Raw genomic sequence first — 14,003 nt, forward strand, 5'->3', positions numbered from 1 at the left:
GGCCGGCCCAACGCAAAAAGGCTCCGTGAGGAGCCTTTTGCAGGGTGCCGAAGCGGTTTACACGCGTTTGCGGTATTCGCCGGTACGCGTGTCGATTTCGACCACGTCGCCTTGCGCCACGAAGATGGGCACGCCGATTTCAAAGCCGGTGGCGATCTTGGCGGGCTTCAGGACCTTGCCGGAGGTGTCGCCCTTGACGGCGGGTTCGGTCCAGGTGATTTCGCGCTGCACGCTGGTGGGCAGTTCCACCGAGATGGCTTTGCCGTCGTAAAACACGACTTCCAGTTCCATGCCGTCCTGCAGGTAGTTCAGCGAGTCGCCCATGTTTTCGGCTTCGACTTCGTACTGGTTGAACTCGGAGTCCATGCAGACGTACAGGGGGTCGGCGAAGTAGGAATAGGTGCAATCCTTCTTGTCGAGGACGATCTGGTCGATCTTGTCGTCGGCCTTGAACACCACTTCGGTGTTGAAGTTGGCGACCAGGCTTTTGAGCTTCATGCGCACGGTGGCGGAATTGCGCCCACCGCGGCTGTATTCGGTCTTGAGCACCACCATCGGGTCTTTGCCGTTCATGATGACGTTGCCAGCGCGTATTTCTTGAGCGATTTTCATAGCAGTTTCACTGAGGTAGGCCGCTAAACGCTTGCACCGGTGTGCAGGTTACGCGGCGGGTTGTGCGGGCGGCCCAGGTTGGGTCGATCTTTGGATTGATCCGCAAAGCCTACGATTTTAACGTTTTTTTGCCACAAAACCGAGCAAGCGGGTCGCCAGGTCGTCCTGGACCTCCAGACGGGCCCGGGCCGCCAGCGCCGTGGCCTGCCAGCCGGACAGGTCGGCGGGCGGCGTAGACTGGCCGGCCGCCGCGGTTTGCGGCGCCGCCTGGCCGTTCCAGGCAGCATGAAAAGCACGCAGGGAAGGCGGCGCCTGCAGCATGTCCAGGAAGGCTTGCAGCTTGACCTGGTGGGCGTCGTCCTGCTGCGGGTAAATTTGCCAGATGAAGGGCTTGCCGGCCCAGAGTGCACGCACCAGCGAATCCTCGCCGCGCACAAAATTCAGGTCGCAAGCCCAGAGCAGGTGGTCGTACTCCACCTGCGCCAGCAGCGGGAGGTATGAAATGGAGGGATGCCCGTTCCCGGCTTCGACAAGGGCCCGCACCGCGTTGGCGGCGCGCCCTGCGGCGACCAGCAGGCGCACGGGCCGGCCTTGCAGGCCCTCCTTGGCCAGTTGTGCCAGCAGGCCTTGCAGCGCTGGCGGCTCGTAGCAAAACAGGGAGACCAAGGCTTCGCCGTTCCAGGCGATCCCCTGGGCCTGGAGCCAGCCGGCGCGTTCAAAACCGGCTTGCCGCTCCAGCAGGCCGGGCTCGCGCAGCAGGCCTCCTGTGTTTTCGGTGAAGCCGGGGTAGAAAAACCATTTGGTCCAGCCGGCCGCCGGGCCGCTTTGCACGGGCGAGGGCAGGGCGTGGTAGCGTTCAGCATAGTCTTCGGCGGACAGGTATTCGAGGTTGATCCACACTGGTTCGAGCCCGGTCGCTTGCGCAACATGGGCGCAGGCCGCCACGAAGTCCGGTGCGATCTCGCAGCCGAAAGCTTCGACCAGGACGTCGGATGGGTGCTGCGCAAACCCTGCAGCGTCCAGGTCCAGCGGACCGCCATCCTGCGGCCAGGGCATCACGCCTACCCCTTCGGACCGGGCCGGCGCCATCCAGCGCAGGGCCGAGGCGTCGTCCACCCACAAGCGCACCGCGTGGCCGCGCGAGGCCAGGTCGGCGGCCAGGCGCCAGCACACGCCAATGTCCCCGAAGTTGTCGATGACTTTGCAAAAAATGTCCCACTGCAGGCGGCGATTCATGAAAGGATTGTCCACAATACGGCCAGTTGCCCCATTTCAGCCCATGACCAAAGCCCACGAATTCGACCCCCAACTGCTCAGCGAAGTCGCCGCGCTGCCGGCCTTGCCCGGTGTCTACCGCTACTTCGATGCCGAAGGCGGCGTGCTTTACGTCGGCAAGGCGCGCAACCTCAAGAAGCGGGTCGCCAACTACTTCCAGAAGAACCACGGCGGCACGCGCATAGGCCACATGGTGACCAAGATCGTCCGCATGGAGACCACCGTGGTGCGCTCCGAGGCGGAGGCGCTGCTGCTGGAAAACAACCTGATCAAGACGCTGAACCCGAAGTTCAACATCCTGTTCCGGGATGACAAAAGCTATCCCTACCTCAAGCTCACGGGCGCCCGCCCGCCCGCGGAGGGCGAGGCGCCCACCGCCGCGGTGTTTCCGCGCATTGCCTATTACCGCGGCGCCGTCGAGAAAAAACACCGCTACTTCGGGCCTTATCCCAGTGCCTGGGCGGTCAAGGACACCATCCTCCTGCTCCAAAAGGTGTTCCGGCTGCGCACCTGCGAAGACACGGTGTTCAACAACCGCACCCGGCCATGCCTGCTGTACCAGATCAAGCGCTGCTCGGCGCCCTGCGTGGGCCATGTGTCGCCCGAACAGTACGCGGTGGACACGGCCAATGCCGAGCGGTTTTTGCAGGGCCAGGCGCAGGACATCCTGACCGAGCTGGAGAAGCAGATGCTGGGGCATGCCGACAGGCTGGAGTTCGAGCAGGCCGCAGAGTTGCGCAACCAGATGTCGGCGCTGTCCAAGGTGCTGCACCAGCAGTCCATGGAAATCGGCGGCGACAAGGACGTCGACATCCTGGCCGTGAAGGTGCAAGGCGGCAAGGCCTGCGTCAACCTGGCCATGGTGCGCGGCGGCCGCCACCTGGGTGACAGGGCCTACTTCCCCAGCCATGTGGAGAACGCGACCGACGTCGCGGCGCTGGATGCCGAGATCGATGCGGACGCCCGACAGGCCGTGCAGGCCGAGGCGGCGGGTGAAAACGCCGGGACGGCCGCGGCCCCCGCGCCCGCGGGCAAGTCGCTGGAGGCGCTGGTGCTGGAAGCCTTTGTTGCGCAGCACTATATAGACGTGCCCGTGCCGCCCACCCTGGTCTGCAGTGAGCCGGTGGACAAGGATCTGATGGAAGCGCTGAGCATGCAGACCGGCACCAAGGTCACCGCTATCCACCAGCCGCGCGAGCAGCGCCGCATCTGGCTCGAGATGGCGCAGAAGAATGCCGGCCTCCAGCTGGCGCGCCTGCTGGCGGAGCAAGGCTCGCAGCAGGCGCGCACGCGCGCGCTGGCCGAGGCGCTCGACTTGCCGCTCGACAACCTCGATACCTTGCGCATCGAATGCTTCGACATCTCGCACACGGCCGGCGAATCGACGCAGGCCTCGTGCGTGGTGTTCCAGGAGCACAAGATGGTCAACAGCGAATACCGCCGTTACAACATCGAAGGCATCACGCCCGGCGACGACTACGCCGCCATGCGGCAGGTGCTGATGCGCCGCTACACCCGCGTGGCCGAAGCCGCGCGCAACGGCGAGGCCAAGCTGCCCGACCTGGTGCTGGTCGACGGCGGCAAGGGTCAGGTGTCGATGGCACGCGAGGTGTTCGAGGAACTGGGCCTGGACCTGGGGCTGATCGCCGGCGTCGAAAAAGGCGAGGGCCGCAAGGTCGGCCTGGAAGAGCTGGTGTTCGCCGACGGGCGCGACAAGGTCTATTTGGGGCGGGATTCGGCCGCGCTGATGCTGATCGCGCAGATTCGCGATGAGGCCCATCGCTTCGCCATCACCGGCATGCGCGCCAAGCGCGCCAAGGTGAGGGTGGGCGGCAGCAAGCTGGAAGACATCGCGGGCATAGGCCCCAAACGGCGCGCCAGCCTGCTGCAGCGTTTCGGCGGCATACGCGGCATCGCCTCGGCCAGCGCCGAGGACATCGCCACGGTGGATGGCATTTCGAAGGACCTGGCCGAGGAAATCTACCGCGCCCTGCATTGAGCGCAAGACGTATTTGAACAACGGAAACCACCGTTTTGGTGCGCATTAACCCGGCACCCGGCAGGCTTGGTGCGGCTCATGCCAAAATCGGGTCATGTTTCTGACCATCCCCACGCTGATGACCTGGACCCGCATTGTTGCGATTCCGCTGATCGTGGGGGTGTTCTACCTGAACATCGCACCCGCCGAACGCAACCTGATCGCCACCGTGATGTTCGTGGTCTTCGCCGCCACCGACTGGCTGGACGGCTTCCTGGCACGCAAGCTGAACCAGACTTCCTCTTTCGGCGCCTTCCTTGATCCGGTGGCCGACAAGTTCCTGGTCTGCGCCTCTTTGCTGGTGCTGGTGCAGCTGCAGCGCGCCGACGTGTTCGTGGCCCTCATCATCATCGGCCGCGAGATCGCCATCTCGGCGTTGCGCGAATGGATGGCCCTGATAGGCGCGACCAAAAGCGTGGCGGTGCACATGCTCGGCAAGGTCAAGACCACGGTGCAGATGATCGCCATCCCGTTCCTGCTGTTCGACGGCCTGCTGTTCGGCATGATCAACACCCATGTGTGGGGCACCTGGCTGATCTGGATTTCCGCGATTCTCACGGTCTGGTCCATGATTTATTACCTCAAGAAGGCCATCCCAGAAATCCGCGCGCGCGCGAAGTGATCCTGCCGCCCTTGAAGTCGCCGTTTTGAGTTCTTCCCCTTCTTCTCCTGGTGCGCTGATCCGGGCCATGCCCGCCGTCTTTGTCGTGATCTGGAGCACCGGCTTCATCGTCGCCAAGTACGGCATGCCTTATGCGCCGCCGCTGACCTTCCTGGCCATCCGTTATTTCCTGTCCATCGTCTGCTTCCTGGTGTGGATCATCCTGGCCCGCGCCGCCTGGCCCACAAGCCGCGCGCAATGGGGCCACCTGGCCGTGACCGGCGTGCTGATGCATGCGGCTTACCTGGGCGGCGTCTGGGTTGCCGTCAAGGCCGGCATGGGCTCGGGGCTGACGGCGCTCATCGTCGGGCTGCAGCCCGTGCTCACGGCGTTGTGGGTGTCGTGGGTGTCATCCGGTGGCGATCAGGCGGCAAACAAGGTCACGGGGCGGCAATGGGCGGGCCTTGCGCTCGGCCTGGGCGGCCTGCTGCTGGTGGTGTCGCGCAAGTTCGGCACGGGCCAGGAGGTCACGGCGCTGACACTGGCCTGCACGGTGTTTGCGCTTTGCAGCATTACCGCCGGAACCCTCTACCAGAAACGCTTCATGAAACCCACCGACGTGCGCACCGCCAACGTCATCCAGCTGGCGGCGGCCTTTGTGGTGACGCTGCCCTTGGCCCTGTTCGAAACCGAGGCGATCAATTGGCACCCCCACATGCTCGGCGCCATGGCCTGGTCGGTGCTGGTGCTCACGCTGGGCGGAAGTTCGCTGCTCTACCTGCTGATCCAGCGCGGCGCGGCGACGGCCGTCACCAGCCTGCTTTACCTGGTGCCGCCGACCACGGCCCTGATGGCATGGGCGCTGTTTGGCGAATCCATCACCATGACGACCATCATCGGCACGGCCGTCACGGCGCTGGGCGTGAGCCTCGTGGTACGGGCCGCGAAGCCGCCGCCGGCCGCGTAATTTTCCAGGGCGTGTCCTGGAATTGCGCGACGAGGTGGTCTATCAGCAGGCGGATGCGCCGGGGCTGGTCGGCGCGGTAGGGCGCCAGCCAGTGGATGTCGGCGTCGGGCATCGACCAGGCCGGCAGCACGCGCACCAACTCCCCTGAGGCCAGCTGCGGCGCGATGTCCCACAGGCTGCGCAACATGATGCCGCGGCCATCCAGGCACCAGTCGCGCACCAGTTCGCCCGAATTGCTGGCCAGTGGGCCGTGGACGCGCACGCGCGCCGGCGTCCTGTCGCGCTCGCGGTGCAATTGCCAGACATCAAAGCGCTGGCCGGCGGCATTGCCGTTCTCGCGCACGATCAGGCAGGCGTGGTCTTGCAGCGCTTCGAAGCTGGTGGGCGCGCCATGCCGCTTGATGTAGCGGGGCGAGGCCACCAGCACGCGCTGGTTGCGCGCCAGCCGGCGCGACACCCACTGCGCGGCTTGCCGGCCCTGCACCGACCACAGCCAGATGGCACCGTCAAAGCCCTCAAGAGCCAGGTCGGGCAGGTGCTCGGTCAGCTGCAGCTGGATTTCGATGCGCGGATAGCGTTCCTGGAATGCGGCAAGCGCCGGCCCCAGCCACAGGCGCCCGAAGCCGAAGGTGGCGGCCAGGCGAACCAGGCCCGTCGGTTCGGCCTTGCGTTCCTGCAGTTCAGACTCCAGCGCCGTGAAACCCTGCAGCAAAACCTGCGCGCGTTCGCACACGGTTTCTCCCTCGGCGGTAGGGCTCACGCGACGAGTGGTACGCTGGAACAGGCGCTGCCCCAGTTTGGCTTCCAGCGCGGCAAGTCGCTTGGTCACCACCGGCGGCGCCACGTCCAGGGCCAGCGCGGCGGCGGTCAGGCTGCCGCCGTCGCGCACCGCCAGCACCAGCTCAAGGTCGCTGCGATCCATTCATGCCTTAATGGAAATAATTGATTGCCTGATTATTGCTTGAATCGCGATGGCATCTTCTGGAGAATCAGCACCATGGTTAGCGGGCAGGCAGCAGCTGCGCTTAAAAAGGAATAAGGCCGATTGATGTTCGAAGGATTTTCAGCACGTGATGTCGAAGGCCCCGCCGGCAAGCTGCATACCTTGCGGGGCGGCAGCGGCGCGCCCTTGCTGCTGCTGCACGGGCATCCGCAGACCCATGCGATGTGGCATGCGGTCGCCGGCGAGCTGGCCAGGGCGTTTACCGTGGTCATGGTGGATTTGCGCGGCTACGGGGATTCCGCCCGGGTCGCGAGCGACGTGGAACACCGCGCGTATTCGAAACGCGAGATGGCGCAAGACGCCATGGCTGTGATGAAAGCTTATGGCTTTGAGCGCTTCCAGGTGTTGGCCCATGACCGCGGCGCGCGGGTCGCGCACCGCCTGGCGGCCGACCATCCGGATGCGGTGAAGCGCCTGATGCTGCTGGACATCGCGCCCACGCTCGCCATGTACGACACCACCACCGACGCCTTTGCGCGCGCCTACTGGCACTGGTTCTTCCTGATCCAGCCGCCGCCCTTGCCCGAAGCCCTGATCGAGTCCGACCCGGTTCGTTACGTGCGCAGCGTGATGGGCAAGCGCCACGCCGGCCTGGCCGCGTTCGCGCCCGCGGCGCTCGCCGAGTACGAGCGCTGCGCGCAGATACCGGGAACCGCCGCCAGCATCTGCGAAGACTATCGGGCCTCCGCGACCATCGACCTCGTTCACGACCGCGCCGACGTCGCGGCCGGCCTGCGCCTGGCGCAGCCGCTGCGCGTGTTATGGGGAGAGCACGGCGCGGTGGGCCAATGCTTTCTGGTGCTCGATCTCTGGCGCGAGCGCGCGCAGGAAGTGTCGGGCATGAGCCTGCCTTGCGGCCACTACATTGCGGAAGAAGCGCCGGCGCTGCTGCTGACACAAGCATTTGATTTTTTCAAACCCTGATCAACGTACCCCAAGGACCTGAAGGACCATCATGAGCAAGACCACCGGAAAAAAGAGAATCGCCGTCATCGCCGGCGACGGCATCGGCAAGGAAGTCATGCCCGAGGGCCTGCGCGTCCTGGAGGCGGCAGCCGTCAAATACGGCATCGACCTGCAGTTCGATCACTTCGATTTTTCGAGCTGGGACTATTTCGAGAAGCACGGCAAGATGCTTCCCGACAACTGGAAGGACCAGATCGGCGGGCACGATGCGATCTACTTCGGCGCGGTGGGTTGGCCCGACAAAATTGCCGACCATGTATCCCTGTGGGGTTCGCTGCTGCTGTTCAGGCGCGAGTTCGACCAGTACATCAACCTGCGTCCGGCGCGGTTGATGCCGGGCATCATCGCGCCGGTGGTGCGGCGCGACGGCAGCCCGCGGCAGCCCGGCGAAATTGATTTCTACATCGTCCGCGAAAACACCGAAGGCGAATACTCCAGCATAGGCGGCAAGGCTTTTCCCGGGACCGACCGGGAGTTCGTGCTGCAGGAATCGGTCTTCACCCGTATTGGCGTTGATCGTGTGCTGAAGTTCGCGTTCGAGCTGGCGCAATCCCGGCCCAAGAAACATTTGACGAGCGCCACCAAATCCAACGGCATCTCGATTTCCATGCCGTACTGGGACGAGCGCGTGGTCGAGATGGCGAAAAACTATCCGGGTATCCAACTGGATAAATTCCACATCGACATCCTGACCGCGCATTTCGTGCAGCGCCCCGATTTCTTCGACGTGGTGGTCGCCAGCAACCTGTTCGGCGACATCTTGAGCGACCTGGGCCCGGCCTGCACCGGCACCATAGGCATCGCGCCGAGCGCGAACCTCAACCCCGAACGCAAGTTCCCGTCGCTGTTCGAACCGGTGCATGGTTCGGCTCCCGACATTGCCGGCCGCGGCATCGCCAATCCCATCGGCCAGATTTGGTGCGGTGCAATGATGATGGAGTTCCTGGGACACAAGGACGCGCACGATGGCATCCTCGCCGCGATCGAAAAGGTATTGAGTCCCGGAAGTGGTGCGCCGCGCACGCCAGACCTGGGCGGCAAGGCCGCAACGGCCGATCTCGGCAAGGCCGTTGCAGCCGCGCTGGCCGGGGTGTAAAGCCGCTGGAAAGGGGCTTTTTGTCAAGCATGAAAATTACACATCATGCTTACGATTAAGTCGTGAAAGCGTTGAAAAAGCGTCTAGAATCCGCCTCCGCACGTTGTAAAAACTTGCTGCTGTATTGACAGGTTAGTAGTCCGTGGCTCTAATTGGAATCAGCAGAAAACCTGCACATGCCGCTCCCGCTGACACGTTCACCACAGTGTCCCGGGAGATATTTTTTAGAGACAACCAGATTAACTTTTTATCAACGAGGGGCTCCTTGTGAACAAGACTGAACTGATCGAGCACATTGCCAAGCATGCAGATATTTCCAAAGCTGCCGCCACGCGCGCACTGGAATCCACGATTGGCGCTGTGAAAACAACCCTGAAAAAAGGAGGCTCCGTGTCTCTGGTGGGTTTTGGTACTTTCGCGGTGGGCAAACGCGCTGCGCGCACCGGCCGTAATCCACGGACCGGCGATGCGATTAAAATCAAGGCAGCCAAGGTTCCAAAGTTCCGTCCGGGCAAAGCGCTCAAGGATGCTTTGAACTGACAGGAACGTTTGACGTGGGGTGCTTAGCTCAGTTGGTAGAGCAGCGCCCTTACACGGCGTAGGTCGGCGGTTCGAGCCCGTCAGCACCCACCACCCACGAAGAAAAGGCGAACGAGGTTCGCCTTTTTTGTTGTTGGCCCGGGTTTTGTCCGTTAGCAGTCGTACAGGGAATTCGAGATGTTTGATTTCGTTCGCAAGCACACCAAAATCGTCATGGTGCTGCTGTTTTTGCTGATTCTTCCGTCTTTTGTGCTGTTGGGCCTCGATGGCTACAACAAATCCCAGGACCAGAGCGCGAAGGTGGCCAAGGTGGACGGCAGGGACATCACACAGTCCGATTGGGACCGCGCGCACCAGCGCGAAGTGGACCAGCTGCGCAACTCCATGCCCAACCTGGACCCGAAGCTGATGGATTCGCCCGAAGCCCGCTATGCCTCGCTTGAGCGCCTGGTGCGTGAGCGCGTCATCGCCGCCGCCGCCGACAAGTTCAAGCTGACCACGAGCGACCAGCGCCTGGCGCGCGAGTTGCAGCAAAGCCCCGAGATCGCCTCCTTGCGGCGCCCCGACGGCTCCCTCGACATGGAACGCTATCGCCAGTTGCTGAGCGCGCAGGGCATGAGCCCCGAGATGTTCGAAGCCAACGTGCGCACCGACCTGTCGAACCGGCAGGTGCTGGTGGGTATCGGCGCCAGCGGCTTTTCCTCCAATTCGGCCGCGGACACCGTGCTCAACGCCTACTTCGAAAAGCGTGAAATCCAGTTGGCCCGCTTTAACACCGCCGATTACGCAGCGAAGCTGAACCCGACCGACGCCGACCTGGAGCAGTTTTACAAAGCCAACGAAAAACTCTTCCAGGCGCCAGAGCAAGCCAGCATCGAATACCTGGTGCTCGACGTCGACGCCGTCAAGAAAGACCTCACGGTCAACGAGTCCGATCTCAAGACTTACTACGAACAGAATGCCCAGCGGCTCAGCGGCGCCGAAGAGCGGCGCGCCAGCCACATCCTGATCGCCTCGCCCAAGTCGGCGCCCGCGGCCGACCGCGAAAAAGCCAAGGCCAAAGCGCAGGAACTGCTGGCGCTGGTTAAAAAATCCCCCGACACCTTCGCCGACGTGGCGCGCAAAAATTCGCAGGACCCCGGCTCCGCGCCCAACGGCGGCGACCTGGATTTCTTCGCGCGCGGTTCCATGGTCAAGCCGTTTGAAGACGCTGCTTTCGCCATGAAAAAGGGCGACATCAGCGACGTGGTCGAGTCCGAGTTCGGCTACCACATCATCAAGCTCACCGACGTCAAGGCGCCGAAGCAGCGCACCTTTGAGGAAATGAAACCCGAGCTGGAAGCCGAACTCAAGAAGCAGCAGGCCCAGAAGAAATTTACCGACTCCGCGGACATCTTCACCAATGCGGTGTACGAGCAGGCCGAAAGCCTCAAGCCGGCGGCGGACAAGCTGAAGCTGGAGATCAAGTCGGCCGCCAATGTGACGCGCCAGCCCCAGCCCGGTGCGACCGGCGTGCTCGCCAATCCGAAATTCCTCAATGCCCTCTTTGCGCCTGATGCGATCGAGAAAAAACGCAACACGGAGGCCGTCGAGGTGGCGCCCAGCCAGTTGGCCTCGGGCCGCATCGTGCAGTACACCGCCGCGCACACCCGTCCCCTTGCCGAGGTCAAAGACCTCGTTCGCCAGCGCTGGCTGGCCCAGCGTGGCGCGCAGGAAGCCCGCAAGGATGGGATGGCCAAGCTGGCTGCCTGGAAGGCCGCACCCGCGTCGGCGACGGGCTTGCTCGCTCCGGTTGTCGTGTCGCGGGAACAGACGCAGAAGTTGCCCGTCCCCATCATCGCGGCTGCGCTGCGCGCGGATGCCAGCGCCTTGCCGGCCTTTGCCGGTGTGGACCTCGGCAGCGAAGGCTACGCGATTGTCAAGGTCGAGAAAGTGATGCCTCGCGATGTGCCGGTCGAAGCCGCCGCCAAACAGCAGCGCGACCAGTATGCCCAATGGTGGACGTCGGCGGAAAACCTGGCGTATTACAACGGCCTGAAAGAGCGTTTCAAGGCGGAAATCCTGGTTCCCAAGCCTGCCCCGGCCAAGGAAAACGCGGAAGAAACGGTCACCCAATAAGCAGCCGCGGCTTTGCCGCTATAATGCATGGCTCCGGTGGCTGTAGCTCAGTTGGTAGAGTCCAGGATTGTGATTCCTGTTGTCGTGGGTTCGAGCCCCATCAGCCACCCCAGTATTTGAAATCCCGCGTGCCTTCCGGCACGCGGGATTTTTTCTTTGGCGGCCCATGTAGCGGTTGGCCAACCTGGCGAACCGCCCAGCGTCACAATTCGACACGTGCCCCCCGGCGATCTGCGGCAAGATACCGCTACACACGCCGGCATCCGTTTCCATCTGTTTACGGGCAACCGTGGCGCGGTCCTCGCTGCCTTTGGGAATGGGCTTCTTCGCAACAGGAGCACCTTGTTTCAGTCCTTGAATTTTTTCATTCCGCGAAGGGCGCTCACCCAATTGGCGTGTGCGGGCTTGGCCGCGCTACTGATGTCGGCGGGAGCGCGCGCGGCGGACACATGGTTGACCATCACGGGTGATCCCGCGAATTCCGCGAACCATTACATCCAGGTCAATGTGGCCGCCATCGACATCAAGGATGAACTGCGCGTCATTCCGGTCCGCATCAATCGGGCGACCTTGTGGACCACCGCCGGCGACGGCATACAGTTCCGGTCGGTGGTGACCGAGGTGCAGATCGATTGCACCCAGCAAACCGCCCGTTATGTGACGGCCGCTTTTTATGCCCAGCCTGATTTTCGCGGCCAGCCTTTCAAGGTCACAAGCTACGCCGGGGACGATATACGGCCGGTGATCTTCAAGGACATCAGCGATGACCCGAACGCGCGCATCATCAAGGCCGCTTGCAGCGCCAAGAGCGTGACCAGCAACTAGGGGCCTGCCAGGCCCGCGCGCGAGGCGTGCCCTTAGTTGACCATGACCAGCTTGCCCTTGACGCCGCGCGAACCCATGTGGGCATAGGCGGCCTTGAGTTCCGCCATGGGCATGGTGCGGTCTATCACGGGCTTGATCTTGCCCTGTGCATACCAGCCTGCCAGTTCGGCCATCATCGCGGCGTTGGCCTTGGGCTCGCGCCTGGCAAAGTCGCCCCAGAACACGCCCACGATGGAAGCGCCCTTGAGCAGCGTGAGGTTCAGCGGCAGGGAAGGGATGGGGCCCGAGGCGAAGCCCACCACAAGGTAGCGGCCGCGCCAGGCGATGGAGCGAAAGGCCGGCTCGGTAAAGTCGCCGCCCACGGGGTCGTAGATCACGTCCGGCCCTTTACCGTCAGTGAGCGCCTTGATCTCATCACGCAGGTTTTTTGTGCTGTAGTTGATGGTGGCGTCCGCGCCTATGGAGGCGCAGAGCGCGCATTTTTCGTCGGTCGACGCGGCCGCGATCACGCGGGCGCCGGCAGCCTTGGCAATCTGGATGGCGGCCGTGCCCACGCCGCCTGCCGCGCCGAGCACCAGCACGGTTTCCCCCGCCTTGAGCTGCGCCCTGTCCATCAGGGCGTGCCAGGAGGTGGCGTAAATCATGATGAACGCGGCCGCATCCACATATGAAAAGCCGGGCGGTAGCGGCATGCACAGGGCTGCCGGCGCGATGGTGTGCGTGCCGAAGCCGCCGGTTCCTGAGAGGCACGCCACGTTCTGCCCGGCCTGCAGGTGCTTGACGCCTTCGCCCACCGCCTGGACCACACCTGCGTATTCGGAACCCGGCACAAAGGGCAGGGGCGGCTTGATCTGGTATTTGTTCTGCACGATCAGCAGGTCCGGGAAATTCAGGCTGGCCGCCTTGATTTCAATCAGGACTTCGCCGGCCTTGGGTTGTGGCGTGGGCAGTTCTTTCCAGGTCAGGGCGTCTACGCCGGTGGGGTTTTCACAAAGCCAGGCTTGCATGAGATGTCTCCGATGAGGTGAGGATGTGAGTGCGGCGGCGCGAAAAAGGGCGGAAAGTGGGAGAGGGCGGCGCCTTGACTGCATCATAGGCAAGCCGGCGCCTTTCATGAGACCCAAATACGCCTGGGCTGTCACGGCCGTGACCGTAAAATCATTCCCATGAAAATTCTCATCTGCAACGACGACGGTTACCAGGCTTCCGGCATCATCGCCCTCTACGAAGCACTTAAAACCGTTGCGGATGTCGAGGTGGTGGCGCCCGAGCAGAACAACAGCGCCAAGTCGAACGCGCTGACCCTGCACTCGCCGATGTATGTGCAGACCGCCGCCAACGGCTTTCGCTACATCAACGGCACGCCGGCCGATTGCGTGCACATCGCGCTGACCGGCCTGCTGGGCTATCGGCCCGATCTGGTGGTGTCGGGGATCAACAATGGCGCCAACATGGGCGACGACACGATTTACTCCGGCACGGTGGGGGCGGCCATGGAGGGCTACCTGTTCGGCATCCCGTCCATCGCGTTTTCGCAGACCGAAAAAGGCTGGGCGCATATCGACGTCGCGGCCAAGCGCGCGGCCGAACTGGTGCAGCAGCTGATTCCTTCCCTGGAGACTCTGGCGGAGGGCGCGGAGCCCACGGTGCCGCCATGGCTGCTGAACGTGAATATTCCCAACCTGCCCGACGACGAGATCCTCGGCGTGAAGGTCGCCCGGCTGGGGCGCCGCCACGCGGCCGAGCGCGTCATTGTGCAGACCAGCCCGCGCGGCGAGTCCATGTACTGGATAGGCGGCGCAGGCCCCGCGAAGGAGGCTGGCGAGGGCACCGATTTTTATGCGACCAGCCAGAAGTTCGTCTCCATCACGCCGCTGCAGGTGGATTTGACGGATCACGAGCGCCTGCCTTACTGGGCCCAGACCGCCGCCAGGTTGACCCAGTCGCACTGAAGGCCTGACG

13 protein-coding genes and 2 tRNA genes are annotated in these 14,003 nt (G+C 63.4%); 11 read left to right on the plus strand and 4 right to left on the minus strand.

From position 1 onward, the window contains the following. Positions 1–57 precede the first annotated feature (57 nt). Together efp and earP are read right to left on the minus strand one after the other, a co-directional pair. Positions 58–612, minus strand: a complete 555-nt coding sequence (gene efp / locus ACLV74_RS05250; RefSeq protein ID WP_411878326.1) for an elongation factor P — start codon at positions 610–612, stop codon at positions 58–60. 117 nt (positions 613–729) lie between these two features. Then, positions 730–1,848, minus strand: a complete 1,119-nt coding sequence (gene earP, locus ACLV74_RS05255; RefSeq protein ID WP_411878327.1) for an elongation factor P maturation arginine rhamnosyltransferase EarP — start codon at positions 1,846–1,848, stop codon at positions 730–732. 43 nt (positions 1,849–1,891) lie between these two features. On the opposite strand from earP, the gene uvrC reads away from it, so the two are divergent. The 3 genes from uvrC (at position 1,892) to ACLV74_RS05270 (ending at position 5,493) form a co-directional block, all read left to right on the plus strand. Further along, complete coding sequence (uvrC, locus tag ACLV74_RS05260; RefSeq protein ID WP_411878328.1) at positions 1,892–3,886, plus strand: excinuclease ABC subunit UvrC; 1,995 nt, start codon at positions 1,892–1,894, stop codon at positions 3,884–3,886. A 94-nt stretch (positions 3,887–3,980) separates the two neighbouring features. Then, complete coding sequence (pgsA, locus tag ACLV74_RS05265; protein ID WP_411878329.1) at positions 3,981–4,547, plus strand: CDP-diacylglycerol--glycerol-3-phosphate 3-phosphatidyltransferase; 567 nt, start codon at positions 3,981–3,983, stop codon at positions 4,545–4,547. Positions 4,548–4,614: 67 nt separating this feature from the next. Next, on the plus strand, positions 4,615–5,493 hold the full coding sequence (locus tag ACLV74_RS05270) for a DMT family transporter (protein WP_411878330.1): 879 nt from the start codon (positions 4,615–4,617) through the stop codon (positions 5,491–5,493). Here the strand turns inward: ACLV74_RS05270 and ACLV74_RS05275 are convergent. Beyond that, entirely contained in the window at positions 5,435–6,415 is a 981-nt protein-coding gene (locus tag ACLV74_RS05275; RefSeq protein ID WP_411878331.1) for a LysR family transcriptional regulator, read from the minus strand. The two genes, ACLV74_RS05270 and ACLV74_RS05275, sit on opposite strands and share 59 nt — an antisense overlap. Before the next feature lie 126 nt (positions 6,416–6,541). On the opposite strand from ACLV74_RS05275, the gene ACLV74_RS05280 reads away from it, so the two are divergent. From ACLV74_RS05280 to ACLV74_RS05310, 7 genes are all read left to right on the plus strand, one after another. After that, positions 6,542–7,420, plus strand: coding sequence for an alpha/beta fold hydrolase (locus ACLV74_RS05280; protein WP_411878332.1), 879 nt, complete (start codon positions 6,542–6,544; stop codon positions 7,418–7,420). 31 nt (positions 7,421–7,451) lie between these two features. Next, positions 7,452–8,558: a tartrate dehydrogenase gene (locus ACLV74_RS05285; protein ID WP_411878333.1), complete on the plus strand. Its 1,107-nt coding sequence runs from the start codon at positions 7,452–7,454 to the stop codon at positions 8,556–8,558. 267 nt (positions 8,559–8,825) lie between these two features. Continuing rightward, positions 8,826–9,098 carry an HU family DNA-binding protein gene (locus ACLV74_RS05290; RefSeq protein ID WP_007874140.1) on the plus strand — a complete coding sequence of 91 codons (273 nt, stop codon included), beginning with the start codon at positions 8,826–8,828 and terminating at the stop codon, positions 9,096–9,098. A gap of 17 nt (positions 9,099–9,115) precedes the next feature. Next, positions 9,116–9,191 (plus strand) — tRNA-Val (locus tag ACLV74_RS05295). Positions 9,192–9,275: 84 nt separating this feature from the next. Further along, positions 9,276–11,216: a SurA N-terminal domain-containing protein gene (locus ACLV74_RS05300; RefSeq protein WP_411878334.1), complete on the plus strand. Its 1,941-nt coding sequence runs from the start codon at positions 9,276–9,278 to the stop codon at positions 11,214–11,216. Positions 11,217–11,252: 36 nt separating this feature from the next. Further along, positions 11,253–11,328: transfer RNA gene (locus ACLV74_RS05305), tRNA-His, on the plus strand. 341 nt (positions 11,329–11,669) lie between these two features. Further along, positions 11,670–12,041, plus strand: coding sequence for a surface-adhesin E family protein (locus ACLV74_RS05310; protein WP_411878335.1), 372 nt, complete (start codon positions 11,670–11,672; stop codon positions 12,039–12,041). Positions 12,042–12,073: 32 nt separating this feature from the next. Here ACLV74_RS05310 and ACLV74_RS05315 read toward each other — a convergent pair whose 3' ends face one another. Next, positions 12,074–13,048, minus strand: coding sequence for an NADPH:quinone oxidoreductase family protein (locus ACLV74_RS05315; protein WP_411878336.1), 975 nt, complete (start codon positions 13,046–13,048; stop codon positions 12,074–12,076). Positions 13,049–13,207: 159 nt separating this feature from the next. Between ACLV74_RS05315 and surE the strand changes: the two genes are divergently transcribed. Continuing rightward, positions 13,208–13,993, plus strand: coding sequence for a 5'/3'-nucleotidase SurE (gene surE / locus ACLV74_RS05320; protein ID WP_411878337.1), 786 nt, complete (start codon positions 13,208–13,210; stop codon positions 13,991–13,993). Positions 13,994–14,003 lie beyond the last annotated feature (10 nt).

The organism is Polaromonas sp. YR568 (genome assembly GCF_943369415.1).
GTDB lineage: Bacteria > Pseudomonadota > Gammaproteobacteria > Burkholderiales > Burkholderiaceae_C > Polaromonas.